Source organism: Paenibacillus taichungensis, from assembly GCF_003287275.1.
GTDB classification, from domain to species: Bacteria; Bacillota; Bacilli; order Paenibacillales; family Paenibacillaceae; genus Paenibacillus; species Paenibacillus taichungensis_A.
In genome coordinates, this window is record NZ_QEVW01000006.1 from 154,101 (window position 1) to 171,563 (window position 17,463).

General features: G+C 50.2%; 11 protein-coding genes. All 11 read right to left on the reverse strand.

Features of this window, described 5'->3' with window-relative positions:
- Positions 1-119: 119 nt before the first annotated feature.
- The 11 genes from DC345_RS10000 to DC345_RS10050 all read right to left on the reverse strand — a co-directional run bounded on the left by DC345_RS10000 (position 120) and on the right by DC345_RS10050 (position 17,463).
- Positions 120-2,183, reverse strand: coding sequence for a molybdopterin-containing oxidoreductase family protein (locus DC345_RS10000; protein WP_113052962.1), 2,064 nt, complete (start codon positions 2,181-2,183; stop codon positions 120-122).
- Between the two features lie 478 nt (positions 2,184-2,661).
- Positions 2,662-3,516, reverse strand: coding sequence for a formate/nitrite transporter family protein (locus tag DC345_RS10005; protein ID WP_113052963.1), 855 nt, complete (start codon positions 3,514-3,516; stop codon positions 2,662-2,664).
- A gap of 217 nt (positions 3,517-3,733) precedes the next feature.
- Positions 3,734-5,095: an FAD-dependent oxidoreductase gene (locus tag DC345_RS10010; protein WP_113052964.1), complete on the reverse strand. Its 1,362-nt coding sequence runs from the start codon at positions 5,093-5,095 to the stop codon at positions 3,734-3,736.
- Positions 5,096-5,465: 370 nt separating this feature from the next.
- Positions 5,466-5,948 (reverse strand): glutathione peroxidase, encoded by a 483-nt coding sequence (locus DC345_RS10015; protein ID WP_076287522.1) that lies wholly within the window; start codon positions 5,946-5,948, stop codon positions 5,466-5,468.
- A 188-nt stretch (positions 5,949-6,136) separates the two neighbouring features.
- On the reverse strand, positions 6,137-6,949 hold the full coding sequence (locus DC345_RS10020; RefSeq protein ID WP_181586544.1) for a ferric iron reductase: 813 nt from the start codon (positions 6,947-6,949) through the stop codon (positions 6,137-6,139).
- A 90-nt stretch (positions 6,950-7,039) separates the two neighbouring features.
- Positions 7,040-7,927 (reverse strand): ABC transporter ATP-binding protein, encoded by an 888-nt coding sequence (locus tag DC345_RS10025; RefSeq protein ID WP_113052966.1) that lies wholly within the window; start codon positions 7,925-7,927, stop codon positions 7,040-7,042.
- 433 nt (positions 7,928-8,360) lie between these two features.
- Positions 8,361-11,528, reverse strand: coding sequence for a GAP1-N2 domain-containing protein (locus DC345_RS10030; protein ID WP_146752122.1), 3,168 nt, complete (start codon positions 11,526-11,528; stop codon positions 8,361-8,363).
- On the reverse strand, positions 11,528-12,787 hold the full coding sequence (locus DC345_RS10035) for a TRAFAC clade GTPase domain-containing protein (protein ID WP_024632789.1): 1,260 nt from the start codon (positions 12,785-12,787) through the stop codon (positions 11,528-11,530). The genes DC345_RS10030 and DC345_RS10035 overlap by 1 nt, the downstream gene beginning before the upstream one ends.
- Before the next feature lie 44 nt (positions 12,788-12,831).
- On the reverse strand, positions 12,832-13,479 hold the full coding sequence (locus tag DC345_RS10040) for a beta-mannanase (protein WP_113052968.1): 648 nt from the start codon (positions 13,477-13,479) through the stop codon (positions 12,832-12,834).
- 20 nt (positions 13,480-13,499) lie between these two features.
- Positions 13,500-14,783, reverse strand: coding sequence for a vWA domain-containing protein (locus DC345_RS10045; protein ID WP_113052969.1), 1,284 nt, complete (start codon positions 14,781-14,783; stop codon positions 13,500-13,502).
- 148 nt (positions 14,784-14,931) lie between these two features.
- Entirely contained in the window at positions 14,932-17,463 is a 2,532-nt protein-coding gene (locus tag DC345_RS10050) for a transcription initiation factor TFIID (RefSeq protein WP_113052970.1), read from the reverse strand.

Genomic DNA, 17,463 nt, shown 5'->3' on the forward strand with positions numbered 1-17,463 from the left:
AGCCAGAGCGAAGGCCACTTGAATTTAGAAATTTGAATTCTGAATCTTGCTCTTTATCATTCTGCTTACGATCTATCCATTGTTCATCTTACCTGAAAAGATCCGATCTGCAAGCACATTCATTGACGCTTCACTTCGACAGTGGCCGAGAAGAATGTTGCTCCGTTCCCCATGTCGGACAGACGATTGGACGTGAGCGAGTTCGCCCGCTGTTTCTTGCCATTACCATCCCACCATAAGCCTTGACTGATCACCGTTCCTGGCAGCATGGATTCACTCACCTTGGCAGTTAGTTCAATCCGGCCACGGTCGTTCCATACGACCACCGCATCCCCGTCTTCCACCTGTCTGCGGACGGCGTCCTCCGGGTGCATTTGCAACAATGGCATCTTCTCCAAACGTTGATGTTTGGCCGAATTGGCAAAGGTGGAATTCAGGAAATTATGATTTGGCGGCGACAAAAACATCAGCGGATAAACATCAGCAGGTCCAGCCGGTTTTTCCCCGTCATACCCCTCAACGAGAGCACTGTAAGTAGGCAACGGCGGCAATCCCTTCTGTGCCATCGTTTCCGAATACAGTTCAATTTTCCCCGAAGGCGTAGGCAGCTGATCCAAATAGGAGTCATGTGCAGACATATCCAGCTTGACGAAGTGATGCTGCTTCAGCCCCTCCAAGGTTACTCCGTTCATGTAGGGATTGCCCGTATCCTGAAGTGCTTCCTCGATCATCTGTTCCGGCGTCTCCCCGAAAATCTCCGGGTCATACCCCATCGCCTGTCCAAGCAAAGAGAACAATTCAACATTACTCTTGCTCTCACCCAAAGGCGCAATGACTGGCTCTTGCAAATGAACATACTGATGCCAGTAGGACGTATACAGATCGGTCGTTTCAAATGAAGACGTCGCAGGCAGCACAATATCCGCATATTTCGCCGTATCCGTCATGAACAGGTCATGAACAACCGTGAACAGATCCTCCCGTGCAAAACCTCGCTCCACCCGCTCGGTATCCGGTGCCACCACCAGTGGATTGCTGCAGTAGACCATCAACGCCCGGATCGGCTGCTCCGCTTCCAGCAGCGCTTCGCCAATCCGGTTCATATTCACCACACGTGGCTTCGGGTTCAGCCGCAGCTCTGGACGCTCCAGTGCATCGCTATTTGTACTCGCGTAGCTGTTGGTACGAATAGCGCCACCGCCGCGCTTCAGCCACTGCCCTGTAATCGCAGGTAGGCAGGCTACGCTGCGTACGTTCATACCGCCATTGTCGTGATGCTGGAGGCCATTGCCAATATGAATATGGGCTGCCTGTGCGTTGCCATACAGCTCAGCGAGCTTCACGATGTCCGCTTCCGGTACACCTGTAATACGTGCAACACGCTCAGGGGTGTAGCTGCTGACATGATCACGCAGTGCCTCATGGCCGACGGTATATTTTTGCATAAAAGCCTCATCCGTCAGGCCCTGCTCGAACAGCACATGCATTAATCCGAGTGCCAGTGCGCTGTCTGTACCCGGGTAAAGTGGAATGAACCAGTCCCCCCATTGGGCGGTCCGATTGCGATGGACATCAATAACGACGATTTGGGCGCCCTTTTTGCGGGCTTTCTCAGCCAGAACAACCTGATGCATATTCGTGCTGACGATGTTGCCTCCCCACACCAGAATGACATCCGCATGCTCCGTATCCTCGGGCAACGTTCCCCGGTTCGCACCCATCGTATATTTCCACCCGGTATTTCCCGCTGCATTACAGATGGTCTGTTCCAGCATGCTCGCACCTAGTGCATTAAAAAATCGACGGTCCATACCATCCACACCAAGAATGCCCATGTTTCCATAGAAGCTGTATGGCAGGATGCTCTCCGCTCCGTAGGTATCCGCCAGTGAACTGAATTTTGCTGTAATCTCGCCGATGGCTTCATCCCAACTGATTCGTTCGAACTGGCCTTCGCCCTTGGCTCCGATGCGTCGCATCGGATATCGCAGCCGCTCGGGGTGATACACCCGCTCCGTCATATTTCGGACTTTGTTACAGATGGCGCCTTTTGTAATCGGATGGTCCGGATTGCCCGCTACCTTCACGATCTTACCGCTCTCCTTATGAAGCAGTAGGCCGCAAGTATCCGGACAATCGAGCGGGCAAACCGCCGGAAATACGCCATTCTCCTGATCGATCATATACAAGTTCCTCCCCCTTCAAAGCTATCCTCATATCATATCTTCTTCATGGTAATCGCGTAAAGAGAACAGTCCCTTTTCACCGCCACAACCGCTCCAATTTTTTTCAAAAAAACTTTTCTCCCCTTGATTCAATCTCAAAATTCAGGGGTAAATTAAAAATAAGGCATTAGGCTAGTGTTTCCCCACTTCCTCCTCATGCCATATCATGGACCACTCCCGAAATTCGCCATGAACAGGTTTCGTTCCCCCGAACCTTGTCATGGCGAATTTATTTTGCGTAGAAATGTGTATATCAAAAAAAGCGATTCCCTCTCTTGTGGTCAAAGCCAGCACAGGACAGCCGCCGCCATGACTTGAACGAGATTAGAATCGCCAGTTCTGTTACTATTTTGTTTAACTTCTCTGTCTAACTTCGCACTCGTCTTTGCAGCTTACCGGGGTTGTAACGCTAACTCGGTTACTCGACAAAATGCCGCTACGCCTGCTTGCTCCACATCGGTCTGCCTTCCGTCTCCACAGGCTGGGCCACCGCCATGGCCACCTCAGGCTTCACTTCCGGCTCATGCTTGCGCAGGTACACCATCCAGTAGGCAGCCGCCACAAACAGCGCTCCTCCCGTCAGGTTGCCAAGCCATACCGGAATGAAATTCATGATGTATTGCCCCCACGAATAATGTCCTTCGAAGATCGCAGCAGGAATCAGGAACATGTTGGCGACAACGTGCTGGAATCCAATAGCCACAAAGGCCATCGTTGGGAACCAGATGCCCAGTACCTTGCCACTCATCGTATCCGATGCATAGGACAGCCATACTGCGAGAGCTACCAGCCAGTTACACCCGATCCCGGATATAAAAGCCTGAAGGAAGCTGTCGTCCAGCTTGTGTCCAGCCATATCGACGACTTTGGCCAAATAGGCACCCTCTGCCGTCAGACCAAGAACATGACCAAACGCATAGGCCACAAAAAGCGCCCCAAGGAAATTACCTATTGTTACTAAGATGAGATTCTTCAACATGCTGCCTGCGGACAGTTTGCGTGCAATCGTCGCAAGCGGGACGGCCATCATATTGCCTGTCAGCAGTTCCCCGCCGCCAATCAGCACCAATATTAAACCTACCGGGAACACTGCTGCACCAATCAGATTAACCATGCTGCCCCACTCGGCCGGAGCAGAAGCAATAACCCGAATATCCAGCAGAAATCCGAGTGCAATAAAAGCACCTGCCAGAAAACTGAGTATCAATACGGAGGACACCGGATTTTGAGCTTTCTTCATCCCCGTATGCGCCGTATATTGTGCAACCTCAAGAGGTGTTTTTGCTGCCATAACGATCCTCTCCTTCACAGTTCATGAACATCATAATTCAACTTGTTTGGTTGATAAGTTCATTGTATCGCGAAGGTTTCAAGAGGTTTGTTACTTTTATCACAAAGTCTGAAAACTACATTTTAATATTTCCATTGTATCTTAATTGATGTGCATAAAAAGCAAAAAAAGAACTACCGCATAATGAATGCGGCAGTTCTCAGATCTTTCGTTACGTTTATACCATCGCTGGTGTTTTTAATTCTACTGAAGGCAACGCCTGAAGACCAGCCGAGTTCAGGAAGTTCCACGGTTTGTTGTAGTGTGGCTGGAAGAAGAAGTCGATGAAGGCCAGCTCATCTACCGTCATGTTGTTCTGGATGCAGACAGAGATCGTATTGATCGACTGTGTCAGATCAGCCTGTGACATGACCTGCGCACCAACGATGCGGCGCGTAGCCTGTTCATAGATTACTTTAAGCAGCAGCTTCTCTGCCGTTGGCATGAACTCTGGACGGTAAGCATCTTCAAGCGTTACAGCCTCAACCACCAGGCCCTCATCCGCAGCAGATGTTTCCGTCAGGCCTGTACCTGCTATATTTTGCTCATAAATTTTAATACCTGATGTGCCTTGTGTACCCATGTACGGTGTCGTAGGACGAACCAGGTTCCGCGCTACGAGTGTACCCATCCGCACGGCGTTGGTGGCCAGTGGAATGTACGCAGCCTTGCCGGTTGGGTTGTAATGAATTGCACAGCTGTCTCCAGCAGCGAAGACGTCTTTTTGGCTGGTTTGCATATATTTATCCACGATGATTGCGCCGTTCGGCAGCATATCCACTTGGCCTTTGAGCAGCTCGGTATTTGGACGGAAACCAATGCACAGAATAACGAGGTCTGTATCGAACTCTCCTTTGGATGTAATGACCTTGTTCACTTTGCCATTCTCTCCGGTAAATTTCTGTACAGTTTGGCCCAGTGCCAGCTTGATGCCGTGTCCAGTCAACGTCTCTTCAATGGCATCCGTGAACTCGGGGTCGAGATATTTGTTCAAAATCCGGTCCACACTATCGATCAGCGTAACTTCCTTGCCGTTCATTTGGAAAGCCTCTACCAGCTCGATACCGATATATCCTGCTCCTACCACGGTAATGCGTTTGGCATGTTTGGCTTTCTCAATAATCGTGTTGGAATGGTTGTAGTTTTTGCAAAGTAAAATGTTGTCCATCTCGATGCCTTCCAGTTTCGGTACGACAGGCCATGAACCCGTGGTCACGATCAGCTTGTCGAAGGTATCTTCGAATTCTTCCCCAGTTTTCAAGTTTTTAGCCTGAAGTTTGTGACCCGCAGCATCTACTGACGTCACTTCATGAAGCATTTTGGTAACGACACCGAGCTCGGCCAGTTGGTTTGGCGAAGAATAGAACAGTCCGTCTGGATCTTTCACGACGCCACCTACATAAAGCGCAATGCCACATGATAAGAAGGAGATGTTGTCATTGCGCTCATACACTGTAATGGTAGCATCCGGGTACAATTTGGCGGTGTTAACGATGGCTGCGGTTCCTGCGTGTGTACATCCGATAACTGCGATTTTCATGATAAGGTTCCCCCTTGGAGTATATAATAAAAAAATTGAATATAACGTCATTGTGTTTGTGAAATTTTTCACTTCTAAGCGAACAATGCTTATGTGATTTATTTCACTTTGTACATTCATTATAATGTGATATTTTTCACATTGCAATAGGTTAATCAAAATAAATTTGTCGGATGTGGTTTTCTTTACGATCAGGCGAGTCATCGACTCATCTTCATTGACTTCAGTTTTCCCTGCTTATGGCTGGTTTATGCTCAAAATAAGTGTAGTAACTCCCGAGGAGACTCGTATATGGAGAGGATATTTCGCACTAAAAATTGTGTCAAAAAAAGCCTGTCCTCCAATCTGGAGGCAGGCTTCTTCGTTCATTTTATACGCCAAGCAGCTTTTCAATCTCTGCAGTCATGGCTTCAGGGGATTCTTTTGGTTCAACACGTCCTACAACTTCACCTTCACGATTCACGAGGAACTTGGTGAAATTCCATTGGATGCTATTGTCTTCGCCAACACCAGGTTGCTGCTCACGCAGATACTTGAACAATGGATGTGCATCTTCACCATTAACGTCGACCTTGGCAAACACGGGGAAATTAACGCCATAGTTGATTTGGCAGAAGGATTCTGCTTCCTCACTTGTACCTGGCTCCTGGCCGCCAAACTGGTTACAAGGGAAACCCAGTACAACCAAGCCTTGATCACGATAGCGATCATAGAGCTTCTGCAATTCACCGTATTGTGGAGTCAGTCCACACTTGCTGGCCGTATTGGCGATCACCAATACTTTGCCTTGATACAGATCGAGTGGTACTTCCTGATTTGCGGTCGTTACCGCCTGATACGAATATACGGACATGACTGATTCCTCCCATGAGTATGATGTAGGTTGGGCTGTTGTATGTACTGTACCTAATGACCATGCGGCACACAGCCTGTCTCTATATTATAGACCTGAGGCGGTCAATTACCAAATCTGTGATTAAACCCTGCTCAAGTTCATATCGAAAAACTTCGTTCATCGACATGGACATATTCCCTTCCCTTTTAGCCTGACTTCGCCGCCACAATAGCATCATAGCGCTCTTGCCGCTCTGCCTTGGTCAGTTTGGGACAACTGTAACAATAGTTCTGACCGCCATACACCTGATGGTGCAAGCAGCAGACTGGCTTCATCAGCATGGTTTCTCCAGGTTGATGCGGATTATCAATTTCCACCGGTTTGAAGGTTAGCAGATTCCTTTTCAACCCCAGAATCTCTGGAGACATCGCGATTACATGCTCATACCCTTGTATAACCGCTTCACGTTCCGTCTCCGTGATATTCATCTGTAACGCTGTCGTTTTGAACCATCTCAGCATGGATGCGAGTTGTGCCCACATCTGACCTGGGTTTGCTCCACCAGCAACAGCCACGCCTTCAATCATTGGACGCAGCTGGTCACCGTAATATGCTGTTAATACATCATTACGCCAGGAGGATGGAACGACTTGTGATCCGCCCATCAGATTCGGATGTGATTGCTCGGTTGCATTGTTCAGTTGAAATCCAATCGCCGGACGGCCATCCTTTACCTCCAGCTGCATATTTATGTTCTCCAAAGACAGATCCAGATAGGTGTCACATAATGCCGTCATGTAGTGAACCCCCATCATCAGGCCACGAACCGAATGCATGAAATAAACAGCCGCTGAGCGAATAGAATCGGCCCGAAGATGCTCATTATAAGTTTCCAGCATAAGCTTGGCTTGCTCCGGATGTCTTAATGCTGACAAAGGCATGCTAAAGATCGGTTCATCGAACGCAGCGGTGGTTATTCGTCCATATTGCTGTAACCAGGTGTAGTTGATTTCTCCCATTCCTGTAGACCTCCTAGAATGCGAATGAGCCGCGTGCATAACGCACAGCGGCTTCATTCTATAGTTTAGGACCACATATGGCCCGTTTCATTAACTTCCTGTCGCGTGACGAACGCGTTGCTCTGTCAGTCCCCCAGCATGAACCATTGCACTGTTCATGACCATTTGTTCTGGAGGTGCAGATTGCTGACGTTCACCCGCAAGGGCGTAAGGCAAGCAGAGCGGTACACCGGAACGTGGATCAATCACGATATCAGCTTCGATGTTAAATACTTCGCGAAGCACATCGGAGTTCATAACCTCTACAGGTGAACCTGTAGCGATGGCTTTACCTTTTTTAATACCAATCATGTGATGCGCATAACGGGAAGCATGGTTCAGGTCATGCACTACCATAACGATTGTACGGTTTGCTGTGGCATTCAATTGTTCCAGCAATTGCAGTACTTCAAGCTGGTGAGCCATATCCAGGAACGTTGTTGGCTCGTCCAGGAACAGAATGTCTGTCTCTTGTGCAAGAGCCATGGCAATCCAGGCACGTTGACGCTGTCCACCAGACAGTTGATCGATTGGACGATCGTGGAACTCCGTCATGCCTGTCACTTCGATAGCCCATTCAATCATGCGTTTGTCTTCAGCACGCATCGAACCAAAACCTTTTTGATAAGGGAACCGTCCGTAGGACACCAGTTCGGTTACGGTAAGTCCTTCAGGGGCTGTTGGATTTTGTGGCAAAATCGCAAGCTGCTTGGCTACTTCACGCGTGGACTGCTTATGGATGGACTTCCCGTCGAGCAATACACTACCTGCTTTTGGATTCATGATCCGTGCCATTGTTTTCAGGATGGTAGACTTCCCTGAACCATTGGCTCCAACAAGTGCTGTGATTTTTCCTTGGGGAATTTGAATATTCAGATCTTCAACAATCAGTCTTTCCTCATAAGCGATATCCAGCTTGGACGTCTCCAGACGAAACATGCGATCATCCCTCTCTCATTTATCCCGGTTATGTATTCCGGCTATGACAACGAAAACGAAATTTTAATTCAGCGTATTTCCGGCGCAACAAGATCTTATACTCTAAAGATACTGATAATCATTATCATTTGTCAACACCAAATACCAAATTCCTTGATGGTTGGGAACTATTTTTGAAGTGTTTTACTAGAAATCGGTCAGATTGTCCGCACTTTATGTGAGAGCTTTTCTCATCGTGTACGTGCATTTCATCGCTTGGCGTTGGCCGAACCTGCCCAGCATCTTAATAATGTGTCTGAATTGTGAAAAATAGACCTGTATTGATTCATTTCGTAAATGTCCTACCCATCACTTGTGCAAAACAAAAATACAGCCCCTTCGAAATTCATCGAGGTGGCTGTATTCACATTTATAACATATTCAATAATTCGGCTTAGAGCTTCGGTTCCAAGACCAGGTTGATCACGGTCGTTCCACTCTGAACACTCACGATGTCCTTTAGATCAAAATCGGCCGGAAGCTCCACTTGGTGCCCATAAGGATAGAGACGGTCTGCTTCGGCAACCGTCAGGTTCTCCACAGAAGATGAATCTGCTCCTGTAGACTGAGGCGAATCTGAAGAAGTACCGTCTGCATCTCCCTGTGCTGTGCCTTCATCCGTAGTGTCAGATGTTGTACCCGTACCTGTCGCTGTGCTCCCTGCTGCCGGATCTGAAGTGTTTCCCTCCGATGAGGCTGAGTCTGCCCCTTGCTCGGCTTCTCCGCTCTGCTGAGTGTCGTTCGCAGTATCGGTAGAAGAACCTGCAGAGCTTCCTTCAGGCGTACCCTCTGAGCTGTTTCCAGCTGTACCTTCCCCATCCGGCTCCTCATTTCGGTTGAAACTCTCCCATTCACCCTCAGCATGGAGCTGCTGTGTAGTACCATCTTTCAAGTTCCATTGGAGAGTATTCGTTTGCAAAGCGTTGCTGTCCGTTTCATTTCTGTAACGGATCACCAACTGGGCAGGCGTCTGTGTACCATCGTCCGCTTCGGACGCCGGAACGAGATAGGCGATCTGTTCAGCGAGCTCCACCTCAGGTTCAGCGGGAACAGCCGGCTCCTGAGTCGGTGGAGGTGAGGCGGCAGGTGTCTCCGCCTTATCCCCTATCAAGGCATACGTGCCTCCAGCTATACCTAGGATCAGGATGACAATGACCGATCCTAGAAAAAGGTTCTTCCTTTTACCTGTCAGCATGCGCACCAGCGGGGAAGCCAACTCTGTTTTGGCGCGGTCGTAGGCCGGCTTCATCGTCTTGCTTGCTCTGGCATAATAAGGTTTGAAAGCTGACTTTGACTTAAAAGCTTCGCGGTCATGGGCCTTGAAATAGGCCACGATTGCATCCGAGTATCCCTTATGCGCATGGGAACCACGAATAAACAAGCGTTGATTCCCCGACCACTCCATGAATTGATATAACACTTCTGTACGTCCTGAACTACTGTAGATAAATTCAATAAGACCTGGATAATCGAGCCTGTTGCTGCTACTGCCACCGCGATAGAAAGCCAGCGGCAGGGCTTCAAATGCAGCCGTATCTGGGCGATCGCGAAGCTCTCCAGCAAGCCAGCGACGCGACCAGCGCTGGAGCTCATTACGTTCGGCCAAAGAGAGGGATTCCAGTTCCTCTTCGTCACGCCCCTCACCGCTAAGCCATGCTCTCGCTGCCAGCATCATGTTTGTACGCGCAGATACATCTGAGCCCTGGCGAGCAGCCCAGTCCCGAACCTCGTTTCCGTGCAACAAAATATCAATGCTTAACAGTTGTTCACGGTTAACCCGCTCCAGATCGAGATCCTGGATCATAAACAAGTTAATAACGTAAGCCAGCTTATCTGCGAGCCGGGTTAAATCCTCCTGATACGCTGGTGGTTGGACAGCGGACCCAGGTCCACCTTTCCGGTTAGTGCGAACTGAAGCTCCAGACTGCCCAATTCGGGCGGTAATCCCCGTGTCTAGGGAGCCTGGAACTGGTAAACGATCCAATACACTGACCCGCTTAAGTGCCTCATTGGCAGACTGAACAGGGTTGGGTGCAGAACACAAACGTTCACGCAGCTCCGTTCCTGTCCGTTCCAGCAAGAAACTATTGTGGATGGCAGACGGGTGAGATGTAATCCATCTCTGGATCACTTCCACAACGTCGGCAGCTGATTCTGTGCGTTTCAACTGATTATCCAGATAGGGCTCGAACAACAGCTTGGTCAGTGATTCGTTCGCCAGCACTTTGTCGAAGAAAGCATGGCTTAACAGGCTGTCCCGATCCAGCAAGCCATAAAGTTCCTGCACAGCACGCATACGTTTCTGCGAACGGGCGTTATTAACGCCATAGATGAAATAATCCACGATTCGGGACTGTACGACTGGCGCAGCGACCCGGAAATACTCCCCGATGCGTGCTGCAACCGATTCTTCAGGTACATTCTCCCGTTTGACGCTGTCCAGCTCACGACTGAGCAACGTCAGGAACAACTCGTTCAAGCGAGAACGTTGTTGCGCTCCGCCTTCCGGTTTCAAGTAGGTGAGCAATCCACTCAGGACATCGCTTTTGTTATCCAGGTACAACTCTTCCATCCCCTGCTCCAGGCGATAGAACATAGAAAGTTCCCCGTATGCTTCAATGGAGAGCTCCCGTCCAGGTTCCATTCCTGACAGCATCTCATCCGCAAAAGCATAAAATGAATCGGCTGCCGCAGGTTCATGCAGCAAGGACCAGGCGAATTCCGCATAAGGAAGCTTCGCCACAGATGCATCTGCATGGGTAACTCTGCCCGATACCAGATCAAAGGTAAAATCCTTCTCCGTGTTCCGATCTTTCGGACGCAGCGTGCCCCGCTCCACAAACTGGAGGTGAATGCCTTTCTTCGCCTGCGGCTCCTTCGCAAACGTCATAAAGCCGAGCTGCCGCCGGAACGCATAAGGCAGCGCCGCATATAACAAACGCAGCAGTCCCTTGGCTCCGGCTGTAACTTCCTCAGCTGGCACGTCCAGCGCAATATATACCTTTCGGCGTGTCGCTATAGCCTGCATAACGGCGTAAAGCAGCCGCTTGAATACCACTTCGTTCATTTTCAAAGCGGCAAGGGTTTGATCTGGAGAGCCTTGTCCAACACCAGCTGCTCGTGGCAATTCATGAAGCGATGGCAGCACTGTACCTTGTTCGATGTCATAGGACGTGGCGAACACAGCATCCAGCCAGCCGCCTTGCTTCATCTGCTCTTCCGAGCGTTCAGGAGACAAGACATAGTTATGAGCGAAAAAGGCGCTGCGCAGCCCGGTGAAATCGGCCGATTGGTACACATTTTGCCCAAGAATCATCTCCCCGCTCTCCAGATGCAGCAAGTGAATGGATGGGGGGAACTTCGTCTCATCCTTCTCACTCCGCCCCGTCAGCTCCGCTGGAGCGTCATAAACGCAGTAGGGATGAAGCACTTTTTTGATAAAAGAAGGGTCCAGTCCCGGCGATGCGGCAACCGTATCGAACCCCTCCGTTGTGCGAAACACCCCGCGCCGCTCTCGAGTATACAGCTGTTGTTCAATTGGCGGGGTTATGGAAGAACGCATCATCCCACTCTCCCCTCAATGTACTTCAGCTTGTACAGCAGCCAGAGGAATGGCTCATCGACACGGATTGGGCTGACCACACCTTGCAGCTTCATATCCACCGGATTACTTCCCAGCGCAGACACCGCAAAGTAAGCCGTATCCTTAAAGTACACATCCATCGTGCCTTTAAACGGACGGTCCACCTTCTCGATAAAACGTCGGATCTCCCCGTCGATATTTTCGAATTCGGTCAGGTCAAACCAGTCGCGGTGCACCATGTTGCGGAACACATTACTGTTGGATTTGATATAATCGCCCTCTTCGTCCTTGAGGGAATGCAGCATGTCGCTTTTGGTGAGTACAACGGCTGTCGGAATATTCGTCTTGGCTTTGTCCTGGTATGCAATAAAGTCACCGAACATCGTTAACACCACATCACGCGGCTCATCGTATCTTGGCGTCCACTCGCCCGGCTCGTTGCCAAGGTTGATACGGATTTTGTCCCGAATGGAACGAATCTGAAGCGGGTCCACCATGAACAGAATGCCTGCCGAGTTCTTGATATGCTGCCCGTGAAGTCCCAGATAATCCTGCTCCACCATACCTTCACCAGCGACGTCAAAGAACACCAGTGTCAGCGGAGCTTTATCTTCATCCTTGAATACAAATTGGAAAATAAACGGCTCCTGCAGTTTCTCCTTCTGCGTTGAATCCAGCAAATCACCCCGCTCGAATAGCGGTTCTTCATAATCGGCACGGAACCGGCGGCTAATCTCCGCATTCAGCGGCATGCAGGCCGCATCAAAATGATCGGCTGTGTAATGCTGCAATGTATGAATCAATGAAGTCATGTAGACGGATTTACCCACCTGGGATGCTCCAATAATGGAAATGATATTGCTTGGTGCCTTGCCTGCTGTGACAGGCAGCTCGTTATGACACTGTGGACACAGCCGACGCCGTGTAACGACACCGTAACGATCGTTCAGTCCCATCACAATGTTATCCGAATAGATGCGATGTTCCTCAGGTACATCATGCGGAGCCAGCACGGCCTCCATATCAAACACCGTATCCAGTCCAAACCGTTCGCGATATCGATTCAGCTTCGCATCTTCCCCAAGTGCGTAGTCCTCATCGTCATCGCGATGATGTGCAGCCCGGAACACAACCTCCTCTGGTGAAAACTTGCTGAAACAATACGGACATACGATATCGTAAAACAACGGCCGCTCTTCCGGCTGCTGTCTCTTCAAAAACCGACTAAAAAAGCTCATAGCCACTCCCCTCCCCTGATCAGTTAGACAAAAAGCCCAACCATCTAGTCTGATATAAGCCTATAGGCGGCTCCATACTTTGGTCCGTCCGTGAAGAACAGCCTCACGTAATCGTCCTTGGCGACCTCGACGGGTGGCATCTCATTTCTCCCTGGAGCAAAATCACTCACAAAAGGGTACACCGTGCCATCTTCCTTATTCAACGGAACCCCGCCTTGCTTGCGAACATAACAGAGCGCCTCCTTCGGAACAGGTGCTTCCGTTGTGACGGTCATCAATACACTTTTTCGCTTCTGAAAAAAACCGCTCTTGTATCGGATCGAAAAGCGAATATCCGCCTTGCCTGCACTGGCAACTACCGTGTTGTCTCCATCATGCTGACGCACCAGAACCGGCCCGTCTTCCTGCATTTGACACACATACACCGTGTACCGAATGGCACCAAAACCCGTGATTCGATCCGTATATCCATTGCTCGCCTTATATTCTTCTTTCGTATATAACTTCAGCTTGCCCTGTGCAGTCTGTTCCCCGGTACGATCATCACCCATCATATCGAGCTCCAGCCGTTCAACATATACAGCTTCCACGCTCTCTGGCCAGAGCCAGCGAAGTGTACACTGGCTCTCATCCACTGCAAGTGTCAGTCTGCGAATCAGGGGCGCTGAAGGGTCTGCATCCGTAAAACGCATCTATCGCCTACCTCCAGACGTCAAAATCCTTTGCTGCGCGAATCTCTTGCCCGCTGACCGAATCCTTCCACCGAATTGGTTCCTCCACCAGCATCGCGGCGTCCACGCGTCTTCCGCGGTGTATTCTCCTTGATCGGAATGATCCAGCTGAACAGGGTTAACACACCAGATAATATGAGCATCGCTCCGAATCTTACAAATGTATCACCAACCGATGATCCGTCCAGACCCCATTCGAGCAGAAGTCCTGCCAATAAACCAGATACGGCACCACCAATTCCGAAACTGAGTGCGAGATGACGATTATCAAATACAAGTCCGAGCGACACTCCCAGTGCGACACCAATCAACAGTAAAGCAGCCACTCGGAAAATAGCCAGATACGTACTGTGCTCCATCATGCCTGTACGCTCGGTCACCAGCGTTCGTTCATCAATCGTATCGTAAATTTGCTGGAATGCCAGATTAAGTCCCCCGGAATCTGGCACATCATAGTACATACCGCCTGTCTGCTGTGCGATATGACGCAGCAAGTCGGTTCCGGAAGGGTCTACCAGACTCAAACCTACCGTATTGACGGCAATCTGTTCATTCGCATACTCAGACAAAATGCCGGATGTGTCTGCATCACTGAATCCATCGGATAACAGGATCGCTACCGTTCCGCGTTTCGGGTCCTGTTTGCCCTTAATCTGCTCCATCGCTTCCCGCAGCACTGCATCGAAATTAGTTCCGCCCGAGGTCGTAACGATGCCGTCAATTTTGCTGTACACCTCATTTTTGGCAGCTTCGCTGTCCAACGGGGTGAACGGCTGTAGCAGCTCGGGTTGATCATCAAAGGTAATCACTGCCACCTGTTTATCGCTTTCCATTTGGCTAATCAGTGTTTTGGCCGCTTCAAAGCGACCGTTATCCGGATCTGTCTCACTCATGCTGCCCGAGTTATCGATCATCAGCACGATATCCTTGACTTGCTTCACACCGCCCGGATTAATCTGATAGAGCAATTGCAGGGCAAGTCCGACGACAAACAACAGCGCCAGCGTTGCCGGAACCAGCAGTTTCCAGGAAAGTCCCAGATATCGCAGCTTCCAGGAAGCTCCGTTCAGCTTTGGCGAGATCATCTCTGCCAGTAAACAGAATAATCCCACGCTAAGCGCCAACACGCCAAAGTATAATCCCATCAGCAATAGACGGGGCATTTCCCCGAGCCACTGACGCAGCATGATTTCTCCAGCCGCAAAGCCCACAGCTCCGCCAATCAGGCTGAACAGGACCAGGAGAAGATTGATTTTTCGCTGCATGTTTGCATGCATCCTTTCCAAACCAGCCGATGAACGGCTGAATTAATACAAGATGGGTTGATGAAAAATGAACGCTTAATGTACTGGACGGAAACAGATGGATCGATCTGTACCTCCCTTCCGTCCATATAAGATACAGCCTTATGTTTTAACGCATGGGTGACAGCTTCTCGGCCAGATCGGAGGGATGGAGCTCATAACCATTCTCCGTATACGAATCGTAATACACCCGACCATTGCGATACACCATCAGGTCTTCCAGATGGAAGCCCCCCATCAGATTCAGCTTCTCCACACCACTGCTTCGTTCTTCGTACACCACACCCAGCTTATAGATCCGTGACGTTTCTTCTGCATGCGCCGCATAGTCCATGAAGGCACTATGGTGATCACCAAAGAAATATTTTTCTTCATAACGATGCTCCTGCGTATAGTCGAATACCCTTACCCGAACGACAGCCTGTTCTTCCAGTGTACGATACAATCGGCGGAACAAATCATCACGAGTCAGTACATTTTTGTCGCCATAGGTAATTGTAACATTCGCCCGTAATAGCAATTCTTCTTCGAAAGGTACCCGGAGCGGTTCTGCTGTAAGCAGCATAACATGGCATACCTCCATTAGGCGTTGCAGGAGCCGTTCGTTTCCTTCTGTGGCAAGACGGTTCATATCCCCCATATAGCGGTCCTCAAACCAGACATCCCGTCCACGCTTTGCCTCCAAATCTGCAATCAGCGTTTCCGTCACTTTGCCATAGTACTCCATTACGTTCTGACCGATATATTCATCTGCAGCTGCTATGCTCTCTACCGCTGTCTCGCGCAAAACACGTTCCAACGCTGCCAGGGTTTCCGTTACATTCCGGCTGAACGTATGCAGTTGTTCCAGCTCTGTGTCGTAAACACGAAGCAGCTGCAATTCATTCTCCAGGCGCAGCAATTCAACTTTGGGCACATACACGCGTTCCAGCAAACAATCGATCAGGTTGCGCACGTTCTGTTTGTCACGGAACAACGCCCGTTTAAACGACTGATCCTCTACCCGCTCCTGCTGACGCTGCTCAAGCAAGGCACGTGCGGATTCAAGCTGCACCGATTTATCACGAATCAGTCCAAGCAAAGCCTCACGCACGCTGCCGAACCCGCTGTCACTCCAGGCAGCCCACTGAAAATAGCCAACCTCAGGATGCTCCTTGCGCGATCGCTCAGCTTTACGACGAAGGGAGTCTTCCGTGCTGCGCTGACGTACTCGTTCCTCGGCAAGACGAACCACGTTATCACGGAAGTACGCCTCTGCCCCCTGCCCGAACAGCGCTCTCTCCGCTTCACGCAGCGAGAGCGGCTTCAGATCGGAGAAGCTGACGTTATGCGTCATAATGCCGCTCATGCCGCTCACCAGATCCTCATCGGGAAGAATTCCTTCCACTTTACGTTCTACCGAAGCCCCGTCCAGTCCCAAAAAGGCGAGCTTGTCCTTGATGCTCCATTCGGGTTCCTGCCGCATCCGTTCAAGCAAATAACGATACAGATGATACAACACCGCGAGTGCAATGGGTTTGTTCGGCCGTCTAATCTCGGCAAAACCTGCACTGGCATACCCATGCTGATCCGAGGTCGTACGAATGTTATTTTTGAACGACGTATTGTTATACGTGTTGGCCCCTGTGCTTGAGACGGAACCAGAGCTGTCGGCATCCTGCTTCCGGTTCTTGAGCAGACAGATTCGGCAGATGATCTCGGCGTTTTCCATCCACCCACCGGGTACGCCGGTCCCCCGCTCATTCTTGTCTGACAAAATATATACGAGATCAAATAACGGAGAAGCAGGATGCGTAACCGGAATGGAGATACCGTCCTCCGTAACAAGCAGATTGCCACTGAACGTATAGTCCAGCCCCTGCATGTAATCCAGTTCCCGCAGAAAAGCGAGTCCCGCCGCGCTTGCATAGCCGAAGGAATCGACCTGCTCCATCTCGCTGACCAGCACATGCAAATCGGTCTGTACCGACTTGAAGGATTGAGCCAGTATCGTTTCGGTCAGCTTGGTAAGCTCCGGCAACAATACATTCAATGGATCATCTGCTCTGGTCACAACGGTCACGTAGATTCGATCGAACGATGAATATAGGCGTCCGTATTCGGCAATACGATTACTCACCCGCCGCAAGGTACGATTCAGACCAAAGAGTGCCTGATCTGAATCGTGGAAACTGCGATGCACGTCCTTGCGAAGCGTTTTGGAAGGTCGATCCGTCTGTATGGTGGACAAGGGAAGCACGTGACGGGTCACCTGACCATCATCAGAAGTGCTACCATTCCTTGCATCACTCAAGCCGTTAACACCTGCATATCCTGAATGAGCACCATCGATGTAATGGTCATGCTTCGTTTGCACGGCATCATGGTCACGATGACGGGCATCTTCCTGATTTTCCGTTCCAATCTGTACATAGACTACGCCTTCTCCGTTATCCCACTTCAGCCGGTTGATTTCCTGGACAGCAGACACTGCCGGAGCGACCTGGTCACCCACGAACAGGAACAACGCGGGGTAATGGATGCTGCTGCGACCATCACCCAGGCTGCCTTGACGCTCCTGCTCTGTTGCATACTGTGCTGCATACTTCTCCAGATTGCGCTTCAGAGCATTGTTTGAGCTGAACTCCATCCCGGCCGCCAT